This is a genomic window from Streptomyces sp. SYP-A7185 (genome assembly GCF_046103685.1).
Lineage (GTDB): Bacteria > Actinomycetota > Actinomycetes > Streptomycetales > Streptomycetaceae > Streptomyces.
This window is the reverse complement of record NZ_CP122310.1, coordinates 7,522,899-7,542,552: the sequence shown is the minus strand read 5'-3', so window position 1 is coordinate 7,542,552 and position 19,654 is coordinate 7,522,899. Positions and strand designations below refer to the sequence as shown.

At 73.8% G+C, this 19,654-nt stretch carries 18 protein-coding genes; 10 read left to right on the top strand and 8 right to left on the bottom strand.

Annotation, left to right across the window (positions count from 1 at the left end):
* Positions 1 to 185: 185 nt before the first annotated feature.
* On the bottom strand, positions 186 to 983 hold the full coding sequence (locus QBL25_RS33070; RefSeq protein ID WP_409060612.1) for an RNA polymerase sigma factor SigF: 798 nt from the start codon (positions 981 to 983) through the stop codon (positions 186 to 188).
* 259 nt (positions 984 to 1,242) lie between these two features.
* On the opposite strand from QBL25_RS33070, the gene QBL25_RS33065 reads away from it, so the two are divergent.
* Positions 1,243 to 1,614, top strand: a complete 372-nt coding sequence (locus QBL25_RS33065) for a CBS domain-containing protein (RefSeq protein ID WP_409060611.1) — start codon at positions 1,243 to 1,245, stop codon at positions 1,612 to 1,614.
* A gap of 436 nt (positions 1,615 to 2,050) precedes the next feature.
* Here the strand turns inward: QBL25_RS33065 and QBL25_RS33060 are convergent, their stop codons facing one another.
* The 3 genes from QBL25_RS33060 to QBL25_RS33050 form a co-directional block, all read right to left on the bottom strand.
* Positions 2,051 to 3,046 carry an AraC family transcriptional regulator gene (locus QBL25_RS33060; protein ID WP_409060610.1) on the bottom strand — a complete coding sequence of 332 codons (996 nt, stop codon included), beginning with the start codon at positions 3,044 to 3,046 and terminating at the stop codon, positions 2,051 to 2,053.
* A gap of 46 nt (positions 3,047 to 3,092) precedes the next feature.
* The gene (locus QBL25_RS33055; RefSeq protein WP_409060609.1) at positions 3,093 to 3,704 is read right to left on the bottom strand and encodes a TIGR03086 family metal-binding protein; all 612 of its coding nucleotides are present in this window, start codon (positions 3,702 to 3,704) and stop codon (positions 3,093 to 3,095) included.
* Positions 3,705 to 3,825: 121 nt separating this feature from the next.
* On the bottom strand, positions 3,826 to 5,445 hold the full coding sequence (locus tag QBL25_RS33050; protein ID WP_409060608.1) for an ABC-F family ATP-binding cassette domain-containing protein: 1,620 nt from the start codon (positions 5,443 to 5,445) through the stop codon (positions 3,826 to 3,828).
* Positions 5,446 to 5,654: 209 nt separating this feature from the next.
* Here QBL25_RS33050 and QBL25_RS33045 point away from each other — a divergent pair, with 209 nt between their 5' ends.
* The 3 genes from QBL25_RS33045 to QBL25_RS33035 all read left to right on the top strand — a co-directional run bounded on the left by QBL25_RS33045 (position 5,655) and on the right by QBL25_RS33035 (position 8,834).
* A complete protein-coding gene (locus QBL25_RS33045) occupies positions 5,655 to 7,115 on the top strand; it encodes a bifunctional phosphatase PAP2/diacylglycerol kinase family protein (protein WP_409060607.1) in 1,461 nt (486 codons plus the stop codon).
* Positions 7,116 to 7,207: 92 nt separating this feature from the next.
* Entirely contained in the window at positions 7,208 to 8,017 is an 810-nt protein-coding gene (locus QBL25_RS33040) for a class I SAM-dependent methyltransferase (protein ID WP_409060606.1), read from the top strand.
* Positions 8,018 to 8,246: 229 nt separating this feature from the next.
* On the top strand, positions 8,247 to 8,834 hold the full coding sequence (locus QBL25_RS33035; protein ID WP_409060605.1) for a hypothetical protein: 588 nt from the start codon (positions 8,247 to 8,249) through the stop codon (positions 8,832 to 8,834).
* Positions 8,835 to 8,840: 6 nt separating this feature from the next.
* Here the strand turns inward: QBL25_RS33035 and QBL25_RS33030 are convergent, their stop codons facing one another.
* A complete protein-coding gene (locus QBL25_RS33030) occupies positions 8,841 to 10,688 on the bottom strand; it encodes a transketolase (protein ID WP_409060604.1) in 1,848 nt (615 codons plus the stop codon).
* Positions 10,689 to 11,014: 326 nt separating this feature from the next.
* Here QBL25_RS33030 and QBL25_RS33025 point away from each other — a divergent pair, with 326 nt between their 5' ends.
* From QBL25_RS33025 to QBL25_RS33000, 6 genes are all read left to right on the top strand, one after another.
* Complete coding sequence (locus QBL25_RS33025) at positions 11,015 to 12,115, top strand: enolase C-terminal domain-like protein (RefSeq protein WP_409060603.1); 1,101 nt, start codon at positions 11,015 to 11,017, stop codon at positions 12,113 to 12,115.
* A gap of 28 nt (positions 12,116 to 12,143) precedes the next feature.
* Positions 12,144 to 12,716, top strand: a complete 573-nt coding sequence (locus tag QBL25_RS33020) for a hypothetical protein (RefSeq protein ID WP_409060602.1) — start codon at positions 12,144 to 12,146, stop codon at positions 12,714 to 12,716.
* 10 nt (positions 12,717 to 12,726) lie between these two features.
* Complete coding sequence (locus QBL25_RS33015; protein ID WP_409060601.1) at positions 12,727 to 13,080, top strand: VOC family protein; 354 nt, start codon at positions 12,727 to 12,729, stop codon at positions 13,078 to 13,080.
* Positions 13,081 to 13,171: 91 nt separating this feature from the next.
* Positions 13,172 to 13,831 (top strand): GntR family transcriptional regulator, encoded by a 660-nt coding sequence (locus QBL25_RS33010; protein WP_409062859.1) that lies wholly within the window; start codon positions 13,172 to 13,174, stop codon positions 13,829 to 13,831.
* A 162-nt stretch (positions 13,832 to 13,993) separates the two neighbouring features.
* Positions 13,994 to 15,271: an amidohydrolase family protein gene (locus QBL25_RS33005; protein ID WP_409060600.1), complete on the top strand. Its 1,278-nt coding sequence runs from the start codon at positions 13,994 to 13,996 to the stop codon at positions 15,269 to 15,271.
* A 61-nt stretch (positions 15,272 to 15,332) separates the two neighbouring features.
* Positions 15,333 to 16,625, top strand: coding sequence for an amidohydrolase family protein (locus QBL25_RS33000; protein WP_409060599.1), 1,293 nt, complete (start codon positions 15,333 to 15,335; stop codon positions 16,623 to 16,625).
* A gap of 67 nt (positions 16,626 to 16,692) precedes the next feature.
* Here QBL25_RS33000 and QBL25_RS32995 read toward each other — a convergent pair whose 3' ends face one another.
* Genes QBL25_RS32995 through QBL25_RS32985 form a run of 3 tightly spaced genes read right to left on the bottom strand, consistent with a single transcriptional unit; the run spans position 16,693 to position 19,602 of the window.
* The gene (locus QBL25_RS32995; RefSeq protein ID WP_409060598.1) at positions 16,693 to 18,672 is read right to left on the bottom strand and encodes a DUF5107 domain-containing protein; all 1,980 of its coding nucleotides are present in this window, start codon (positions 18,670 to 18,672) and stop codon (positions 16,693 to 16,695) included.
* A gap of 40 nt (positions 18,673 to 18,712) precedes the next feature.
* Complete coding sequence (locus QBL25_RS32990; protein WP_409060597.1) at positions 18,713 to 19,321, bottom strand: GNAT family N-acetyltransferase; 609 nt, start codon at positions 19,319 to 19,321, stop codon at positions 18,713 to 18,715.
* Positions 19,322 to 19,356: 35 nt separating this feature from the next.
* On the bottom strand, positions 19,357 to 19,602 hold the full coding sequence (locus QBL25_RS32985; RefSeq protein WP_409060596.1) for a hypothetical protein: 246 nt from the start codon (positions 19,600 to 19,602) through the stop codon (positions 19,357 to 19,359).
* Between the last annotated feature and the right edge of the window lie 52 nt (positions 19,603 to 19,654).

Here is a 19,654-nt window from a genome sequence, read left to right as displayed (position 1 = left end):
GGATACCCGGGCCACGGATACCCGGACCACGGTTACCCGGGCCACGGACACCCGGGCCGGGTCACACGGGCGCCCGCCGCGTGGCCGCTCCTCGACGAGGCGGCACGCGGCGGGGCGCCCGTGCTCCAGGTCCGTCCGGAGGACCCGGAGCCTGGCGGCCGGAGCGCCGTTCGCCCCCGCGGGATCTAGGCGGCGTCCTGCATGACCTCCGCGCGCAGGCGGTCGCAGCAGCGGCTGATCAGACGCGAGACGTGCATCTGGGAGATGCCGAGCTGATCCGCGATGCGGCTCTGCGTCATGTCGCCGAAGAACCGCATGTAGAGGATGTCGCGCTCCCGCTCGGGCAGCGCGGCGATGCGCGGTTTGACGGCCTCGCGGTCGACGACCACGTCGAGGGCGGGGTCGGCCGAGCCGAGCGTGTCGCGCAGGGCGTATCCGTCCTCGCTGCCCGGCAGTTCGGCGTCCAGCGAGAGCGCGGTGAAGCTTTCGAGCGCCTCCAGTCCTGCGGCCGCGTCCTCCTCCGAGAGCTGCGCCTTCTCGGCGATCTCGATGAGGGTCGGCGCCCGTCCGGGCACGGTCTGGCTCAGCTCCTGGCGGGCGAACCGCACCCGGTTGCGCAAGTCCTGCACCCGGCGCGGCACATGGAGGGTCCACATGTGGTCGCGGAAGTGCCGCTTGATCTCACCGGTGACGGTCGGCACGGCGTAGCTCTCGAAGGCGCTGCCGCGCTCGGGGTCGTAGCGGTCGACGGCCTTGACCAGGCCGAGGGCCGCCACCTGGCGCAAATCGTCCAGCGCCTCGCCGCGGTTGCGGAACCGGCCCGCCAGCCGCTCGGCCATCGGCAGCCAGGCCTTGACCAACTCCTGTCGCAGTGCGTCGCGTTCGGGACCGTGCGGCATCTCGGTCAGCTTGCGGAAGGAGGCTGCCGTGTCGGGGGCGTCGTCGTGCGGATGGCGCTTCGTCTGTCGCGCGTCGGATCGCATGATGCGTCGCAACTCCCTATGGGGTGCCTTGAGTTGAAGAGTCACCGTGGGATGCGCGCGAGGCCGCGACGGGGCACACCCGGGGCCAGCTCATGCTGCTCCCACGGACGTGCCTCCGGTCCGAAGCACTGTTCAATTCGCCTGCCCCGGCATCGGGGATGCAAACACATGTGCGTTACGGCACACGGCGGGCCGCATGGACCGGTCCCACACGGGTACTGCGGCGGGAGCAATCACCCCCGCGGGAAAGGCCCGAACCATGGCAGTTGTCGTCAGGGACGTCATGACACCGGGTGTCGCGGCCGTGGGCCCGGACGCCTCGCTGGTGGAGGCGGCGCGACTGATGCGCGCCCGGGACATCTGTCACGTACTGGTGGCCACGGCCGGCCGGGTCGTCGGCGTGCTCACCGACCGGGACATCACGCTGCGCGCCGTGGCCGACGGCGCCGATCCCCTGACCGTCAGCGCGCGGGCCATCTGCACCCCGGACCCGGTGACGGTCACGCCGGACGACGCGATCTCGTCGGCGGTCAGCCTGATGCTGGAGTACGCGGTGCGCAGGTTGCCGGTCGTCCAGGACGGACAGGCGGTCGGGATGGTGACCCTGCGGGACGTCGCGGCGTCCGCCTGAAGCGCCGAAGCCCTGAGGCCGGGGCGCTTCACGCCGCGGCGACCGGCACCACGGCCCGACTGCCCCGGCCCTTCGGCCGGGCGGGGGCCTGGCCCGGTCTGGAGGGGAGCGGGTCCGGCGCACGGGTGGTGCGGGGGGAGCGACCGGACCCGCGGCGCGGGCCCGGCCCGGCCTGAGGCCGGGCCGGATCATCCCCGGCGGTCCGTCACGGTCGCGTCCCTGGGGCGGGTTGAGGACCCGTGGGCAGCGACCGGCCCAACCGGTGACAGGTGAAACGATAAATCTTCTGCCCGGCGGTCACGATCCGCTGAGCGCGGTCACTGTCCGGATAACGCAAGGTCCGGACCGCAACGGCTCACCCGGCACACCCGGCGCACCGCTCGGCACTTCCGGCCCGCTCGGCCCGCTCGGCCCGGACGCGGCGGTGCCCCGGGGTTCAGCTCCGCAGCGTCTGGGACGGCAGCTCCCCGAACCGGGCGTGGTACTGCTCGGCGAACCTGCCCAGGTGACCGAAGCCCCACCGGTGGGCCACCTCGCTCACACTGACCTCGCCGGGCCCGGCGGCCCGCAGCTCGTCCCGCACCCGGACAAGCCGCACGTCCCGTACGTACGCCATGGGAGACATGCCCACATAGCGGCGGAACGCCTCCTGGAGCCAGCGCACCCCGACCCGCGCCTCGGCGGCGAGACCCGCGGGCGTGAAGGGGTACTCGGGCCGCTGCTTGACCGCGTCCATCGCGCGCTTCACCGGCGCCGGGCGCAACTGCTGGGCCGGGGCGGTGAGTTCGGCGCGGTAGGGATGTTCGACGGCGAGCAGCAGCCCGTTCAGGAGCGCCTCCTGGAGGGGCGCGGAGAGCAGGGGCGAGGTGTACAGCGACGTCTGGCCGAGGAGCGCGTCGTGCCCCTCGCGCAGATCGTCGACGACCGCGGTGACGAGCCGGGCCCAGCTGCGGCCGGGGCCGCGGCTGGTGTCCAGTTCGGGGGCGAGCGTCAGCGGGACGCGGACGGGCCGCCCCAGGAGCCGCTCCAGGCGCTGCTCCAGCGCCTCGCGGTCCATCTTCACCGCCAGGACCCGGCAGTCGCCGGTCCACCGCTCCACCACCGTGTCGCCGACGGGCTGGAAGACACCGGCCCGCTCCGCCGTCGCGACGGTGCTCGCGCCGCCGCCCTGCCGAAAGCGCATGTGCCCGCTGAGCGGGATGTTCACGTGGTAGGCGCCCAGTTCACCGACCCGCATCCGCACGTCGGCGCCGCAGCTGAGCTCGCCGACGGTGAGGGCGCCGAGCTGTCCGATGTCGAACTCGGCCCGGAAGTCGCGCGACCCGCCGTCGAGCACGTCCATGAAGTTGCTGTAGAACGTGTCACCGATCACCTGCCGCGCCTCGTCCACGTCCGCGGTCCTGAAGGACGCCCTCAGTGCCTCGGTGCCCACGCGTGACTCACCCGCTCCCCCGACCTCGTACGCGCTTCCCCCGCGACTACACCCGGCGCCCCAGCAGATTCAGCAGCTTGGTCTGCTCGTCGGCGCCCTGCGGCGGTTCCACCGCGGGGGCGAAGAGCCCGCTCTTCGCCAAGTCCGCAGCGTACGGCGTGATTTCTCGTACGGAAAAGGCGACGAGGTCGTCCGGAAGCTTTTCTTCCGCTCCGATGGCCCGGGAGAGGTCCCAGGCGTGCACGACGAGGTCGCTGATCATCTGGCCGCAGTAGAAGTCGGCCGCGGTCTCGCCGAAGGAGAGATGGACCGTGCGGTCCAGGGCGCCCGGCTCGCGGAAGGCCTCGCGGGAGGCGGCGGCCGCCGTGTCCCAGGAGGCGACCGGGTCGGGCCCGAGCACGTCGCCGTCGAAGGCGTCGCCCACGGATTCGATGGTGGCGCCGTCACGGACGAGCGAGGGCACCCAGAGCTGCTCGGTGGTGAGGTGGCCGACGAGATCACGCACGGACCAGTCGCCGCACGGCGTCGGCGCGTCCCACTGGTCGGCCCCGATCGCGTGCACCCGGTCGGCGAACAGGTCGAGGGCCGCCGCGTGCCGCGCGAGGAGCTGGTCGCCCGGCGTCTGCGGCGGACCCGTTGTGCCGGTCGTTTCTGCCATGCCTGCCATTGTCCTCCTGGAACCGGGCCGCGCCAGCGCTTACGGCTCTTCCGGAATCCGGAAGGGGAGGCAGGACGCCGGGCCCCGGGAGCACCGGGAGCACCGGGAGCACCGGGAAGTGCTATCGCTTCCGCTCGACGCGGCGCTCGTCCCAGACCGGCTCGGGCGTCTCGCGCACCAGACCGTCGCTGCCGAAGACGAGATAGCGGTCGAAGGAGCGGGCGAACCAGCGGTCGTGCGTCACGGCGAGGACCGTCCCCTCGTACGCCTCCAGGCCCTCCTGGAGCGCCTCGGCCGACTCCAGGTCGAGGTTGTCGGTGGGCTCGTCGAGCAGCAGGGCGGTGGAACCCTCCAGTTCGAGGAGGAGGATCTGGAAGCGCGCCTGCTGGCCGCCCGAGAGCCGCTCGAAGCGCTGCTCGGCCTGCCCGGTGAGCTCGTACCGGCGGAGCCGCGACATCGCGGGGCCCTTGGCCTGGGCGTGCTCGCGCCACAGGATGTCGAGCAGCGTGCGGCCGAACAGCTCGGGGTGGGCGTGGGTCTGTGCGAAGTGCCCGGCCACGACGCGGGCGCCGAGCTTCCACTCGCCGGTGTGCGCGACGTCGCCGCCGGCGAGCAGGCGCAGGAAGTGCGACTTTCCGGAGCCGTTCGAGCCGAGGACGGCGACGCGCTCGCCGTAGAAGACCTCCAGGTCGAAGGGCTTCATCAGACCGGTCAGTTCCAGGCCCTTGCAGGTGATGGCGCGGATGCCGGTCCGTCCGCCCTGCAGGCGCATCGTGATGTCCTGCTCGCGCGGCGGCTCGGGCGGCGGGCCCGCCTCCTCGAACTTGCGGAGCCTGGTCTGCGCGGCCGCGTACCGCGAGGCCAGCTCATGGCTGATCGAGGCGGCCTGTCGCAGGCTGAGCACGAGTTTCTTCAGCTGGGCGTGCTTCTCGTCCCAGCGCCTGCGCAGCTCCTCGAAGCGCGCGAACCGCTCGCGCCGCGCCTCGTGGAAGGTGGCGAAGCCGCCGCCGTGCACCCAGGCGTCGGCGCCCGCGGGCCCCGGCTCGACGCTGACGATCTTCTCGGCCGCGCGGGAGAGCAGCTCGCGGTCGTGCGACACGAAGAGGACGGTCTTGCGCGTCTCCTTGAGCCGCTCCTCCAGCCAGCGCTTGCCGGGGACGTCGAGGTAGTTGTCCGGCTCGTCCAGGAGGAGCACCTCGTCGCCGCCGCGCAGCAGGGCTTCGAGCACCAGGCGCTTCTGCTCGCCGCCGGAGAGCGTGCGGACCTCGCGGAACTGCGCCTTGTCGTACGGGATGCCGAGCGCGGCCGTGGTGCACATGTCCCAGAGCGTCTCGGCCTCGTAGCCGTGGGCCTCGGCCCAGTCGGAGAGCGCCTGGGCGTACTGGAGCTGGGCGGCCTCGTCGTCGACGGTCATGATCAGGTGTTCGGCGACGTCCACGGCCTCGGCGGTCTCGCGGATCCGGGCGTTCGACACGGAGACGAGCAGGTCGCGCACGGTGGTCTCGTCGCGGACCGACCCCACGAACTGCGGCATGACGCCGAGGCCGCCGCTGACGGTGACGGTGCCGCCGTGGGGCTGGATCTCGCCCGAGATCAGGCGGAGCAGGGTGGTCTTGCCCGCGCCGTTCGCCCCCACGAGGGCGACGATGGCGCCCTCGCCGACACGGAAGGAGACATCACCGAGCAGGGCTCGGCCGTCCGGCAGGTAGTACTCGATGTGCGCGGCTTCCAGATGTCCCATGCGGGGATTGTCTGTGGGGGACACGCGTTGCCGCAAATGCGTTTCGCCCCGCCCTCCCCTGGCCGCGCGCGAGGCGGCCGGTTTCTTGCGGTGCCAGGCGGCGGGTTCCCGTGGTGTCCGGCGGGAGGCTCCGGTCGTGCCCGGCGGCGGGTTCCCGTCGTGCCCGGCGGCGGGGGAAAGGAAAGCGCCCTGCGGGGTACCCGCGTCCCATGCCTCTGCGAACACGTCTCATCGCCCTCGACCATCGCCTCTTCGACACCGTCGCCTCCCGCCACTGGCCGGGCGGCGACCGCGTCCTGCCCCGGCTGAGCCGCAGCGCGAACCACGGCCTCCTGTGGTTCGGGCTGGCCGCGGGGATCGCCGCGACCCGGACACCGCGGGCGCGCCGGGCGGCGCTGCGCGGGACCGCGTCGCTCTCGCTCGCCTCGGCGACCATCAACACCCTCGGCAAGCGCTCGGTGCGCCGGGCCAGGCCGATGCTGGACGGGGTGCCGCTGATGCGGCAGCTGAAGCGGCAGCCGATCACCACGTCCTTCCCCTCGGGGCACTCCGCGTCGGCCGCCGCGTTCGCCACCGGTGTCGCGCTGGAGTCGCGGGGCTGGGGCGCGGCCGTCGCGCCCGTCGCGGGCGCCGTCGCGCTGTCCCGGGTCTACACCGGCGTCCACTTCCCGAGCGACGTCCTGGCGGGGGCCGCGCTCGGCGCGGGCGCGGCCTTCGCCGTGCGCGGCCTGGTGCCGACCCGGAACCTGCTGCCACCGCCGGGCAGGCCGAACACCGACGCCCCCGCCCTGCCCGGCGGCGAGGGCCTGGTCGTCGTGGTGAACTCCGCCGCCGCCCGGGCCCCCGGACCCGCGCAGGCGCTGCGCGAGGCCCTGCCGCTCGCCGAGGTCGTGGAGTGCGGACCGGCGGATCTCGCGGCGGAGCTGGAGAAGGCCGCCGAGCGGGCCCGGGTGCTCGGCGTGTGCGGCGGGGACGGCAGCGCCAACGCCGCGGTCGCCGTCGCCCTGCGCCACCGGCTGCCGCTCGCGGTCCTGCCGGGCGGCACGCTCAACCACTTCGCGTACGACATCGGCGTCGAGGAGCCGCGCGATCTGTGCCGGGCCGTCGAGGCGGGCGACGCGGTCAGCGTGGACGTCGGGCGCTTCCGTGCCGACAGCGGTCCGCAGGGGTACTTCCTCAACTCCTTCAGCCTCGGCGTCTACCCCGAGCTGGTGCGGCTGCGCGACCGCTGGGCCCACCACGTCGGCGGGCGGGCCGCGGCGGTCCTGGCCGCGGCCCGGCTGGTGCGCTCCGACCGGCAGCCGCTGAACGCCGAGGTCGGCGGAAGGAAGCGGGGACTGTGGCTGATCTTCGCCGGCAACTGCACCTACCACCGGCTCGGCTTCGCCCCGGGCCGCAGGCTCGACCTGGCCGACGGCCTGCTCGACATCCGCATCGTGCACGGCGGTCGCAGGCCGGGGGCGCGGCTGCTCGCCGCGGCGCTCGCGGGTCCGCTGATGCGCTCACCGGCACAGGCCGCGGTCCATCAGCCCACGCTGCGGGTGGACGGCCTCGAGCCGGGGACGGTGGTGTCGCACGACGGTGAAGAGACCGTCACGGAGGGCGGGTTGACCGTCGACAAGCTGCCCGGGGCGCTGACCGTCTACCGGCCGCTCCCCTCCGTCCACTGACCATATAGTGATACGCGGGTCTCATTATTCGACATGACGGCGTAGCGTTCGACGCACCGCAGCAAGCGGCAGCGAGCGAAGGAGTTCCCGTCATGCCGGAGGAGACAGCCGTCTACACGCACGGACACCACGAGTCCGTGCTGCGCTCCCACACCTGGCGCACCGTCGCCAACTCGGCCGCCTATCTGGCCGGTTCGGTGCAGCCGCACATGCGGATCCTGGACATCGGCTGCGGCCCCGGCACCATCACCGCCGACCTGGCCGCGCTCGTCCCCGACGGCCAGGTCACCGGCGTCGACCACGCGCCCGGCATCCTGGACCGGGCCCGTGCGACGGCGGCCGAACGCGGCCTGGAGAACGTGGAGTTCGCCGTCGCCGACGTGCACGCCCTGGACTACCCGGACGACTCCTTCTGCGTCGTGCACGCACACCAGGTCCTCCAGCACGTCGGCGACCCGGTGCGCGCCCTGAGCGAGATGCGGCGCGTCTGCGCGCCGGGCGGCATCGTCGCCGCCCGTGACGCGGACTACTCGGCGATGGCGTGGTACCCGAGGCCGCCCGCCATGGACGGCTGGCTGGACCTGTACCGGCGGGTGGCCCGCGCCAACGGCGGCGAGCCGGACGCGGGAAGCCGGCTCAAGTCCTGGGCCCTGGCGTCCGGATTCGACGACGTGAGCGCGAGCGCGAGCACCTGGTGTTACAGCTCGGCCGATGAGCGTGCCTGGTGGAGCGGGCTGTGGGCCGACCGGACGGTCGCCTCCGACTACGCCGGGCGAGCCGTGGAGGGCGGGCACGCCGACGCCGGTGAACTGCGGGTGATCGCCGACGCGTGGCGGGAGTGGGGAGCGCGGGACGACGGCTGGTTCGCCGTGCTGCACGGGGAGATCCTGTGCCGTAAGTGACACGGGAAGCGCCGCCCGGCCCCCCGGCTTCCTGACGCGCGGCACGACGGCCTCCGGGTCGCGGTCCCGCCCGCAGGGGTCGCGCGCTGGCCGTGTGGGGTTCCTTTCATGTTCCGCAGGGGTGCTGACAACACCTGAACAGGGGGGTTCAGGGGCGTGCCCCGGGCCGCGTGCGCCGGAAGGATTCAGGCAGAGGGTTCAGGTCGGACCCGAGTGAGCGAGGCACACCATGGCGAACGGCACGCAGAGGCGACCGGAGCACCCCGGGCACCCGGAACCGCCGCCCGGGCACGGCGTACTGTCGGGCAGCGGACGCCCCCGCCCCTCCGCCCGGACCGGCGGCGGCGAGCCCCCCGCTCCGCCGCCCGTGCACGCCGCGTTCGCGCTGTGGATCACCGCGGTCGTGGCGGGCTTCTTCGAGGCGGCCTTGATGACCGGCAGGCTGCTGTCCGAAGGCGACACGACCGCCGGGGAGCTGGCGGGCGGCCTGCTGCTGCGGATGGCCGTGTTCTCGGCGGCCGTCCTGGTCGCCGTGCAGATGCGCCGCGGCCGGAACTGGGCCCGTCTCACGCTCGCCGTGGGGCTCGGCGTCTTCTTCACGCTGTCCCTGGTGATCGAGCCGCTCCGGTGGCTGGCCGACGGCCACTCCCCCGGGGACGCCCTGGGCGAGCTGGGGGTGGTGGACGTCCTGTTCGGCGCGAGCCGCGTCCTGCATCTCAGCGCGGTGCTCGCGGCCCTGGCCCTGATGTTCCGGCCGACGGCAAACTCCTGGTTCAGGGCGCGGTCCACGCGGCCCACGCGGTCCGGGCGCCGCTGACCTGGCTCACCGCACGACCGCCTGCTCCACGAGCAGCCGGGCGGCCGCCGCGATGGACTCGGCGTCGATGCCCGCGTCGTGCAGCTGCTCGGCGGGGGACGCCGAGCCGGGCATCGTGGTGACCGCGAGCCGCACCAGGCGGGGCACCGGGCCGCCGTCGGCGAAGGCCTCGGCGACGGCATCGCCGATGCCGCCCTCCGGCCGGTGGTCCTCGACGGTGAGCAGACAGCCGGTGCGTTCGGCCGCCGTACGCAGGGTGGCGCGGTCGACGGGCTTGACCGAGTACAGGTCGATGACCCGCACCTGGATGCCCTCGCGGTCCAGGAACTCGGCGGCGGTCAGCGCCTCGTGCACGGTGCCGCCCGCCGCGACCACCGTGAGCCGGTCGGCGTCGGAGGAGCGCAGGACCTTGGAGCCGCCGACGGGGAACTCCTCGCCGGGCCCGTAGATGACGGGCATGTCCCCCCGCGAGGTCCGCAGGTACCGCACCCCCTCCAGGTCCGCCATCCCGGCGACGAGCTTCCCGGTCTGGTGGGCGTCGCACGGGTACAGGACCGTCGAGCCGTGCACGGAGCGGAACATGGCCAGGTCCTCAAGGCCCATCTGGGAGGGCCCGTCCTGGCCGATGGCGACGCCCGCGTGCGAGCCGACGACGTTGATGCCGGACCCGCTGATGGCCGCCATGCGGACGAAGTCGTGGGCGCGCGTGAGGAAGGCGGCGAACGTCGACGCGTACGGCACCCAGCCGCGGGCGGCGAGGCCCACGGCCGCGGCGACCAGCTGCTGCTCGGCGATGTAGCACTCGAAGAAGCGGTCGGGGTGCTCCTTGGCGAAGTACTCGGTGCGCGTGGAGTCGCCGACCTCCCCGTCGAGGGCCACGACGTCGCCGCGCGCGGTGCCGAGCGCGGCAAGGGCCTGGCCGAAGGCCGTCCGGGTGGCGACCTCGTCGCCCACCTCGTGGCGCGGCAGTTCCAGATGGCCGCTGCGCGTCGCGTGCAGCGCCCGCGCGGCGGCGGGCCTGCGCACCTCGACGCGTACGTCGCCCGGGCCGCCCAGCTCCGCCACCGCCGCTTCCGCCTCGGCGAGCGGCTTGCCGTGCAGGCCCTCGCGGTCCTCGGCGGCGCTGACCCCCTTGCCCTTGACGGTGCGGGCGAGGACGACCGTGGGCTGCCGGGTGGTGGACCTGGCCTCCTGGAAGGCGCGGTCGACGGCGTCCAGGTCATGGCCGTCGGCCTCGACGACGTGCCAGCCGAAGGCGGCGAAACGCCGTGCGTAGGCGGCCAGGTCCCAGCCGTGGCGGGTCGGGCCGCGCTGTCCGAGCCGGTTGACGTCGACCACGGCGGTCAGGTTGTCCAGGTGCTCGTGTCCGGCGTGCTCGGCGGCCTCCCACACCGAGCCCTCCGCGAGTTCGCTGTCGCCGCACAGCACCCAGACCCGGTAGGGGATCCGGTCGAGGCGCTTGCCCGAGAGGGCCATGCCGACGCCGACGGGCGGCCCCTGCCCGAGGGAGCCGGTGGCGACCTCGACCCACGGCAGGCGGCGCGGCGTCGGGTGCCCTTCGAGGCGGCTGCCGTGCGCGCGGAAGGTCAGCAGCTCGTCGTCGGTGACGACGCCCGACGCCTTGTACGCCGCATAGAGGAGGGGCGAGGCATGCCCCTTGGACAGGATGAAGCGGTCGTTGCCGGGGTGGTCGGGCCGGTCGAAGTCGTACTGAAGGTGGCGTGCGAGGAGTACCGCCAGGAGATCGGCGGCGGACATCGAGGAGGTGGGGTGCCCGGAGCCGGCGGCAGCCGCGGCCCGGACCGAGTCGACCCGCAACTGCCGTGCGAGAGGAGCGAGTTCGCTGGTGGTCATGGCGGATCCTCCTTGGGTGGGGGCTTCCGGTTCCGGCGTCCGTGCGGGCGCGTCGGCCGTCGGTTCCTCGGCGCGCGGCCTCCCGGCGGCCCTGGCACGCGGGACCTCCCGGTTGCCCCTGCGCACCGGGGTCAAACGCCGCCGTGGAGCGCCGCCGCCGGAAGCCGCGGCCGGACCCGCACGGGCGCCGTTTGCCCGTCCCGACGAGGGATACCCGTACAAAAGCGCCACCGCGGGTGCGGGGCGCGCACCCCCGTGCCGCACCGCCCGAGGCGGCCCCCACCCCTGCGGTCCCCCACCTCCGCACGTGATCCAGGACGGTCCCGATGAAGGACACACTGCCCATCGAAAGCCCGGCCCTGTCCGCCTACTCGGTCCCCGCGGACGCCCCCGAGGCGGACGGCACGTTCGCGTGGGAGAGCACGACCATCGTCATCGTCGAGATCACGGCGGGCGACGCGACGGGCACGGGCTGGACCTACGGGCCCGCGTCCACGATCGCCCTGCTCGCGGAGCAACTCGCCCCGGTCGTCACGGGACTGGACGCGCTCGACATCCCCGCGGCGCACACGGCGATGACGCAGGCGGTCCGCAACACCGGCCGCCCCGGCGCCGCTTCGTGCGCCGTCTCGGCGATCGACATCGCCCTGTGGGACCTGAAGGCGCGCCTCCTGGAGATCCCGCTCGTACGCCTCCTGGGCGCCGCCCGCGACGAGGTGCCCGTCTACGGGAGCGGGGGTTTCACCACGTACCACGACACGCATCTGGCGGCGCAGCTGAACGGCTGGGTGCACGGCCAGAACATCCCGCGCGTCAAGATCAAGGTCGGGGAGGCGTGGGGGCGGGCCGCGGCCCGTGACGTGCTGCGGGTGCGCACCGCGCGCGATGTCATCGGCGCGCAGGCGGAGTTGTACGTCGACGCGAGCGGCGCGTACACCCGCAAGCAGGCGGTCCGGGTGGGCCGCACGCTCGCCGAGCACGGCGTGGGCTGGTTCGAGGAGCCCGTGCCCTCGGACGACCTGCGGGGCCTCGCCCTGGTGCGGGACGCGCTGGTCTGCGACGTGACGGCCGGGGCGTACGGCTACGACCTGGCGTACTTCGCGCGGATGGTCCCCTCCGTGGACTGCCTCCAGCTGGACGCGACCCGCTGCGGCGGTCTGACGGAGTGGCTGCGGGCCGCGGCCCTCGCGCAGGCGCACGGGATCGAGGTGTCGGCGCGCGGTGCCCCGCACGCGCACGCCGCGGTCGCCGCGTGCGTGCCGAACCTGCGGCACGTCGAGTGGCTGCACGACCACGTGCGGATCGAGTCGATGTTCTTCGACGGGGCCCTGGACCCGACGGGCGGCACCGTCCGCCCCGACGGGGGCATCGGCCACGGCCTGGAGCTGCGGCGCACCGAGGAGGTCGAGGAATACCGGGTCGCGTGAGAGCGCACCGGCCTGCCAGGCTCGGCCCATGCGCACGACGGAGGCACTGTTGATCGGGGGCCGTTCCGGGGCCGGCAAGTCCTCGGTGGGCCTGGAGGTGGCGGCGCTGCTGAGGGCGGCGGACGTGGGGCACGCGTACATCGAGGGCGACGTCCTGGACGCGGTCCATCCGGCGCCCGACGGCGATCCGCAGCGCTCCGGGATCACCGAGCGCAATCTCGCGGCGCTCTGGGCGAACTACACCGAGCTGGGCTGCCACCGGCTCGTCCACACCAACACGGCGTGCGTCCTCGGGAGCGAGGAAGGGCTGTTCATCCGGGCCCTGAGGGGCCCGCGCCTCATCCGCGTGCTCCTCACGGCGTCGGACGCGACCGCCGAGGAGCGGCTGACCGGGCGCGAACGCGGCTCGGAGCTCGCACGGCAGCTGCGCCGCAGCGCGCTGATGGCCCGGCGTCTGGACCGGGAAGCGGCCGAGGGCACGCACCGCGTGGCGACCGACGGGCGACGGGTGGCGGAGATCGCGGCCGATGTGGTGGCCGCCACGGGGTGGAATCCCCGGAAGTCGGCCGAAACGATCACGCGTGGCGGCGGGGCCAACTAGGCTCGCCCCTATGGAGATCCTGGGAGCCACGCTGCGTATCTGCGTCGAGGACCTGGAGTCCTCGGTCGCCTTCTACGAACGCCTCGCGGGCGGTACCGCGCAGCGTTTCGAGCGAGAGGGCGTGTCGGTCGCGGCGGTGGGCTGCTTCCTTCTGATGAGCGGTCCCGAGCGTGAGTTGGAGATCCTGCGGAAGGTGTCGGCGACGATCGCGGTGCCCGACGTGGACGAGGCGTACGCCGTCCTGAACGCGTCCGGCGCCCGTGTCATCGCGGGCCCCGTGCCGACGCCGGTGGGGCGCAACCTCATCGCGGTGCACCCGGACGGCACGGTCTTCGAGTACGCGGACCGGCGCCCCGCGGCCTGACCGCCCGGCCCGTATCCTCCACGGCAGGCAGGCCGAACGGAGGACGGTGCACGTGGCGGGCAGTACGGCGGACGGTACGGAACGGATCTCGATGAGCGCCCAGGCGCGCGAGGCCGTCCGGCAGCGCATCGTGGACCGCCGCTATCCGCTGGGTTCGCGGCTCGTGGAGCGCGAGGTCGCCGAGGAGCTGCGGATGTCGCGCGTCCCGGTGCGGGAGGCACTGCGGGCGCTGGTCGCCGAGGGCCTGCTCGAACTGCTGCCGCACAGCGGGGTGCGGGTGCGCCGCCTGGAGCGTGCCGACGTACGGCATCTGTACGAGGTGTGGGAGCCGCTCGCGGTCCAGGCGTCCCGGCTCGCGGCGCGCCGGGTGGCGCGGTGCGCGCCCGACGAGCCGGCGGGCCTCGCCGCGCTGCGGGCCACGCTCCACCAGGCCGAGCAGGCCTCGGACGTGGACGACGGGCCGCGCGAGGTCGCCGCGCACACGGCCTTCCACGAGGGCATCGTGACCCTCTGCGGCAACGCCCTGCTGGCCCGCACGATGGAGCAGCTGAGCTGGCAGCTCCAGCTCCTGTTCGGCATGCGCGCCGAGCCGGACCACATGCGGGCCCAGCACGGCCTCATCTACCGCCACATCGCCGCGGGCGACGAGGAGACGGCGGCGGCGAGCACGCTGCTGCACGTGCGGGACAGCCAGGCGGTGGCGCTGCGGTCGCTGTTCGAGGAGCCCGCTTCCGAGGAGCCCGCTTCCTGAGAGCGGACATTTCTGTATACCAATCCCCTTGACGCCCTCCAAAACTCTGCACATCAATCGCGCATAACCCCAGATATACCCCGGCACTCCTTGCAGGCCGCTCCAGCTTGGTATACAAACTGGCGGACGCGTTCCCTCCGCAACCCGTCCTGGAGCAGCCCCATGTGCGTCGAGAACACCCCTCCGCCCTCCTCACGGCTCACCCGGCGCGGCGTCCTCGCGGGCGCCGCCGCGCTCGCCGGGACCAGCGCCGTCCTGGCCGCCTCCACGTCCCCGGCGAACGCCGCGGGCGGACGCGAGGGGCGGACGAACGGCGGCGATCTGGTCATCGAGGGCGGCACGCTCCTCGACCCCGCGACCGGTGAGGTCACCGAGGACGCCGTGGTCGTCATCGTGGACGGCGTCGTGCGCTCGGCCGGCAAGCGCGTACGCACCGAGGTGCCGCACGGGGCCGAGGTCCTCGACGCGCACGGCAGCTGGATCCTGCCGGGGCTCGTCGACGCGCACATCCACCTGAACACCGCGGCCGAGGCCCGCGACGCGGTGCTGGGCGGGGCGACCAGCGCCCGCAGCGGCTCGACCAACTTCTTCCAGGACATCGCCGTACGGGAGCTGGCCCGCCAGGTGCCGCGGCAGGCGCCCCGGCTGCGCGCCGCCGGTGTCTTCGTCACGCCCGACCTGGGCGACACGGTCCTCGCCGACCCCGACCTGACCCCGCTGGCCAAGCTCCGGGACGGCGTGCGCTCGCCCGAGGCGCTGCGCCGCGTCGTCGAGGTCAACCTCGCCCGGGGCGCCGACGTCATCAAGACCCGGGTCAACGAGCGGGCCGGGCTGCCCGAGCAGGACCCGCTGGCCCAGGTCTACGACCGCGAGCAGCTGTCCGCCGTGGTCGCGGCCGCCCGGCGCGGCGGCAAGGGCGTGCTGTGCCACAGCTACAGCGAGAAGGGCTGCGACGACGCCGTCAGGGCGGGCATCCGCTCGCTGGAGCACGGCGCGTTCGTCGGCGAGCGCACGCTGCACGAGATGCGGCGCAGGGGCACGTACTTCACGCCGACCCTCACCGCGATCGCCGGGCTCGCCGACTCCGCCGACCCCGTGCTCGCGGAGCGCGGCCGGCAGTACCTGCCGGTCCTGAAGCGGGCCGTGCTCGCCGCGCACGAGCTGGGCGTGCCGCTCGCCGCGGGCACGGACTCCTCCGGCGGCAAGATCAAGCCGATCGGCCGCGAGGTGGAGCTGATGCGGGCGGCCGGGCTCTCCGCCCTGGACGCGATCCGCACGGCCACCACCGGCGCCGCGAAGCTGCTCGGCCTGGACCGCACGGTGGGCCGCCTCGCGCGCGGCTTCGCCGGGGACGTGCTCCTGGTGGACGGCGACCCGCTGTCCGACGTGACGCTCCTCAAGAAGCCCGTACGCGTGGTCCGTTCGGGCATCGCGCTCTGACCTGCCCCGCTTCTCCGCTCTCCCGCTCCTCCTGATCCCCCTCCCCCTCAAGGAGACCCTCATGACGCCTCTCTCCCGTCGCGGCGTACTCGCCGGTGCCGCCGCCCTCGCGGGCACCGGAGCCGCCCTGTCGGCCGCGGGCCCGGCCGCCGCCGCGTCCCACGGCGGCGGCCACCGCCCCAGGGCCGTGGTGTTCCGCGACGTCCGCCCCTTCGGCGCGCAGCCGGTGGACCTCACGGTCGTCGACGGCCGGATCACCGACGAGCGGGCGCCCAAGGGCGCCAAGGTGATCGACGGCGGCGGCCGGGTCGCCCTGCCCTCCCTCGTCGACGCCCACATCCACCCGGACAAGACGACGTGGGGCGGCTCCTGGGTGACCCGGAAGCCGGCGAGCGGCATCGCCGACTACTGCGCCCAGGACGTGGAGCTGTTCAAGAGCCAGCCCCGGCCGGTCGGCGAGCGCGCGTACGGCCTGATGGCACACGCCGTGACCCGCGGCACCCGCGCGATGCGCGCCCACGTGGACGTGGCTCCGGCCTACGACCTGGCCGGTGTCGAGGGTGTGAACGCGGCCCGCGAGCGGCTGCGGGACGCCCTCGACGTGCAGATCGTGGCGTTCCCGCAGCACGGCGTGATCCGCACCCCCGGGACGGCGGAACTCCTGGAGGAAGCGGCCCGTTCCGGCTCCGTCGACCTGGTCGGCGGCATCGACCCGATCAGCTTCGACGACGCGATGGACGAGCAGCTCGACCTGGTCTTCGGCCTCGCGGACCGCCACGGGGTCGGCGTGGACATCCACCTCCACGACCGCGACGAGAAGGGCACCAAGGTCCTGCGGGCCATCATCGACCGCACCCGCGCCCTGTCGCTGCGCGGCAAGGTCACGGTCAGCCACGTCTTCTGCCTGCCGAAGCTGTCCGACACCGACCTGGGGAAGATGGCCGCCGACCTGGGCGAGCAGGACATCTCCCTGACGACGGTCGCGCCGAACGAGTCGTTGGTGCTGCCGATCGCGAAGCTGCGCGAGCACGGGGTGCGGGTCGGGCTCGGCTCGGACGGGGTGCGCGACTCGTGGAGCCCGTTCGGCAACGCCGACATGCTGCACCGCACGCACATCCTGGGCTGGGTCACCGACGTCCGCCTCGACGAGGAGCTGGCCGACTGCTACCGCGTGGGCGCGCACGGCGGCGCCGACGTGATGGGCCTGGACCACGCCGACCTGAAGCCCGGCGCACCGGCCGACTTCATCCTCGTGCGCGGCGAGAACGTCCAGCAGGCCCTGGTGGACATGCCGCAGCGCGACATGGTGGTGCACGGCGGCCGGGTCGTGGCCAAGAACGGCGAGCTGGCCTGAGCGACCACCCGGGGGGCGGCTCCCCCGCCGACCACCCGGGGGGCGGCTGCCCCGCCCCCCGGGTCCCTCACTCCCGTACGTCCTCCCGCATCCGGTAGTCGTACCGGGCGGGCAGTTCGTCGTCGGTCACCGCGCGCCACAGCTCGCCGAGCACCTCGGCGCCCTCGCGCAGGTCGGGCACCTCGAAGCCCGCGTCGAAGATCGCCCGCGCGGCGGCCTTCTCGCCCTCGGCCACCAGCAGTTGGACCTCCACCAGGCGGAAGCGGCCCTCCTCGCGCGTGGCCCCGGGCAGCCGGTCCCACACGCCGCGCGCCTCCTCCACCCGCCGGGCCGCGAGCAGGGCGCCTATCGCCTCCCTGCCGAGCGCGGCGCTCGCGGACGTCCACAGCATGCCGTCGTCGCGGCGCTCCTGGCACAGGTCGTCGAAGGCTTCCGCGTACCGGTCGGCGGCCCGCTCGACGTGGCCCGCGTCCTGGTCGGCCACTGCCAGGCACCGCAGCAACGGCCATCGGGACGGAGCGAGTTCGAGGCCGCGCTCCCAGCTGCGCACGGCCTGGGCCAGATCACCGGCGTGCCACTGCGCCACGCCCAGGTGGTACTCGGCGATCGGGCGCGCCGGGGCCGTCTCCAGCATGTCCCGCCAGTGCCGGGAGACCAGGGTCGGACCCGGCGGCGCCACCTTGCGCGGCTCGGGGACCGCACCGGAGTGCAGCAGCTCCAGCCACGGCTCCTGTTCGGGCCCCAGCGTGGACTCGGGGAACGGTGTGCCCGGCAACTTGTGGTCCGCGCGCAGGACTTCGAGCGCGCCCCACCCGGACCCGGTGGCAAGCACCTCGCCCGGCTCGGTGTCCGCGCACGCACGCCACGCGTCGTACGCCTCCTCCACCGCGCCCCGCGGCAGCGCGTCCGCGAGCCGCGCCTCGGCCTCCTCGCGCGCGGCCCGCCAGTCGGTGCCGTGCACGACACCGGGGTCCGCGGACAGCGGTCCGTACGACTCCAGCCAGCTGAACTCCGACTCGGCGTCCAGGCGCACATGCTCCAGCTGGGTCCGCGCGAGCCCGGCCTGGATCTCCGCGTACCCGCCGGTGCCCGGCTCCGTGAGCCACTCCTGCCAGCGCCGGCCGCCCGGGCCCGAGCCCCACACGAAGAGCTTGCGGCCGCGCAGCAGGTCCGTCGACGTCTGGACGAGACCGTGCCCCGCGTCGTCGAGCGCGGCGATCCAGCGGCGCTCGCGGTCCGGTACGTCGTAGAAGTGGTCGGCGGCGTACTCGCTGCGCGGCGGGTACGTCCGGTCCACGCCGTCGGTCTCGGGCACCGGCACCTTGCGCAGACCGCCCGCGTAGCCGAAGTGCCAGGCCTCGTCGGCCGGGACGAGGACCCGGCGCTCCTGCGGCACGGCGATGTTGGACCACCAGTAGACCGGCACCGCCTTCTCGTGCGGATTGCGGATCCGGACGCCGACGTGCAGGAAGTCGGAGTCCGCCGGCAGCCACAGGTCCACCTGGAACGGCACGTCCCGCAGCCGCTCCCACTCCCAGAGCCGCAGCATCTCGCCGCCGTCGGGCGCCGTCACCCGCGCGGCGTGCAGGGGCGCGCAGGACAGCGTGGTGTGGCCGGTGGCGCCGATGTTCCACTCGATGCCGCCGGAGAACCAGGCGCCGTTCAGGGCGAAGGCCGCGGGCTGCAACACCGGGTTGCGGTAGAGGAGTTCGCGGCCGGTCGGCTTGTGGAAGAGGGAGTGGACGCGGCCGCCGAAGCCGGGCAGGACCGTGGCGCGCAGCCGGTCGTTCTCGATGACCAGCGTGTCGAGCGCCGTGTCGGTGCGCTCGCGTCCGTACCCGTCGAGGATCCGCGTGGGCAGCACGTCGTGCAGCGGCTCGTACCCGAGCTGGCGGGCCATGTCGCGGGGCAGGCCCTGCCTTCCGCGCTCGTCCAGCGTGTGCACTTCGCGCAGGGGACGCAAGGGTGGCAGGGGGTTCTCGGGGCCCGGCGGGGCGGCGGGCAGCGTCATCACGTCACGTCGCACGGTGGTCGTCACGATCACCATGGAACACGGTGGACGCCGTCCCGACCAGGGTCTCTCCCGGTCAGGATTGAGCAAAGGGGTCGGCGGGTGAGGTCATCTCCGCGGTCAGCGCCCATCGTTCGTGGTCGCGCCACGCCCCGTCGATGTGCAGGAAGTCGGGCGAGAAGCCCTCCCGGCGGAAACCGCCGCCGCGCGCGAGCGCGATCGACGCGGTGTTGCCGGGCTGGACGTTGATCTCCAGGCGGTGCAGGTCCAGTACGTCGAAGGCGTACCGCGTGACGAGGGCGAGCCCCTCGCTCATCAGGCCGCGGCCCGCCGCGTGCGCGAAGGCGCCGTATCCCAGGGCTCCGCACCGGAAGGCGCCCGCCACGATGTTGTTGATGTTGATGAATCCGGCGATGGCCCCGCCGGGCGCGCCTTCCCGCTCCCGCTCGCAGACCAGGAACCCGGCCCTGCCGCGGCCCTCGATGAGGCCGCCCGCGTAGGCGGCGTACGCCGCGTCGGTCGTGGGCGGGAACAGCCAGGGGTGGTGCAGCGCACGGCTCTCGCGCGCGCGGGCGGTGAACTCGGGGCCGTCGGCGCGGGTGTAGGGGCGTATGCCCGCGCGAGGCCCCTGGGCCAGGTAGCGGGCGCCGTCGGTGCTTGCGGGGCTTTCGGTGCTGTCGGACATCCGGTCACGCTAGCCGCCGCGCTTCAGCCGGGTTCTCACTTGCGCCGCCGGACGAAGTAGGCGCCGCACAGCGCGCCGATCAGACCGGTGCCCAGGAGCGCCACCCACAGCGGCATGGTCACCTCGGGGATCAGCAGTCTGATCTTGGTGTGGCGGGTGTTCTCGAAGATGAAGACCAGGGTCAGGACGGCGACCACGAAGACGGCGATCCTGCCGGGCGTCAGGACGCCACCGCCGCCCGAGCCGCCCTTGGAGCCGCCCGTGGAGCTGCTGGGACTCATGTGTGGACCTTCCGTCGGAGCTTCCACCGGCCTCCCCCGGTGACCAGCATGG

What these genes read in the sequence shown, in the direction of transcription:
- QBL25_RS33070 (WP_409060612.1), bottom strand. Translation starts at nt 983, where the DNA reads ATGCGATCCGACGCGCGACAGACGAAGCGCCATCCGCACGACGACGCC.
- QBL25_RS33065 (WP_409060611.1), top strand. Translation starts at nt 1,243, where the DNA reads ATGGCAGTTGTCGTCAGGGACGTCATGACACCGGGTGTCGCGGCCGTG.
- QBL25_RS33055 (WP_409060609.1), bottom strand. Translation starts at nt 3,704, where the DNA reads ATGGCAGAAACGACCGGCACAACGGGTCCGCCGCAGACGCCGGGCGAC.
- QBL25_RS33050 (WP_409060608.1), bottom strand. Translation starts at nt 5,445, where the DNA reads ATGGGACATCTGGAAGCCGCGCACATCGAGTACTACCTGCCGGACGGC.
- QBL25_RS33045 (WP_409060607.1), top strand. Translation starts at nt 5,655, where the DNA reads ATGCCTCTGCGAACACGTCTCATCGCCCTCGACCATCGCCTCTTCGAC.
- QBL25_RS33040 (WP_409060606.1), top strand. Translation starts at nt 7,208, where the DNA reads ATGCCGGAGGAGACAGCCGTCTACACGCACGGACACCACGAGTCCGTG.
- QBL25_RS33035 (WP_409060605.1), top strand. Translation starts at nt 8,247, where the DNA reads ATGGCGAACGGCACGCAGAGGCGACCGGAGCACCCCGGGCACCCGGAA.
- QBL25_RS33030 (WP_409060604.1), bottom strand. Translation starts at nt 10,688, where the DNA reads ATGACCACCAGCGAACTCGCTCCTCTCGCACGGCAGTTGCGGGTCGAC.
- QBL25_RS33025 (WP_409060603.1), top strand. Translation starts at nt 11,015, where the DNA reads ATGAAGGACACACTGCCCATCGAAAGCCCGGCCCTGTCCGCCTACTCG.
- QBL25_RS33020 (WP_409060602.1), top strand. Translation starts at nt 12,144, where the DNA reads ATGCGCACGACGGAGGCACTGTTGATCGGGGGCCGTTCCGGGGCCGGC.
- QBL25_RS33015 (WP_409060601.1), top strand. Translation starts at nt 12,727, where the DNA reads ATGGAGATCCTGGGAGCCACGCTGCGTATCTGCGTCGAGGACCTGGAG.
- QBL25_RS33010 (WP_409062859.1), top strand. Translation starts at nt 13,172, where the DNA reads ATGAGCGCCCAGGCGCGCGAGGCCGTCCGGCAGCGCATCGTGGACCGC.
- QBL25_RS33005 (WP_409060600.1), top strand. Translation starts at nt 13,994, where the DNA reads ATGTGCGTCGAGAACACCCCTCCGCCCTCCTCACGGCTCACCCGGCGC.
- QBL25_RS33000 (WP_409060599.1), top strand. Translation starts at nt 15,333, where the DNA reads ATGACGCCTCTCTCCCGTCGCGGCGTACTCGCCGGTGCCGCCGCCCTC.
- QBL25_RS32995 (WP_409060598.1), bottom strand. Translation starts at nt 18,672, where the DNA reads ATGGTGATCGTGACGACCACCGTGCGACGTGACGTGATGACGCTGCCC.
- QBL25_RS32990 (WP_409060597.1), bottom strand. Translation starts at nt 19,321, where the DNA reads ATGTCCGACAGCACCGAAAGCCCCGCAAGCACCGACGGCGCCCGCTAC.
- QBL25_RS32985 (WP_409060596.1), bottom strand. Translation starts at nt 19,602, where the DNA reads ATGAGTCCCAGCAGCTCCACGGGCGGCTCCAAGGGCGGCTCGGGCGGC.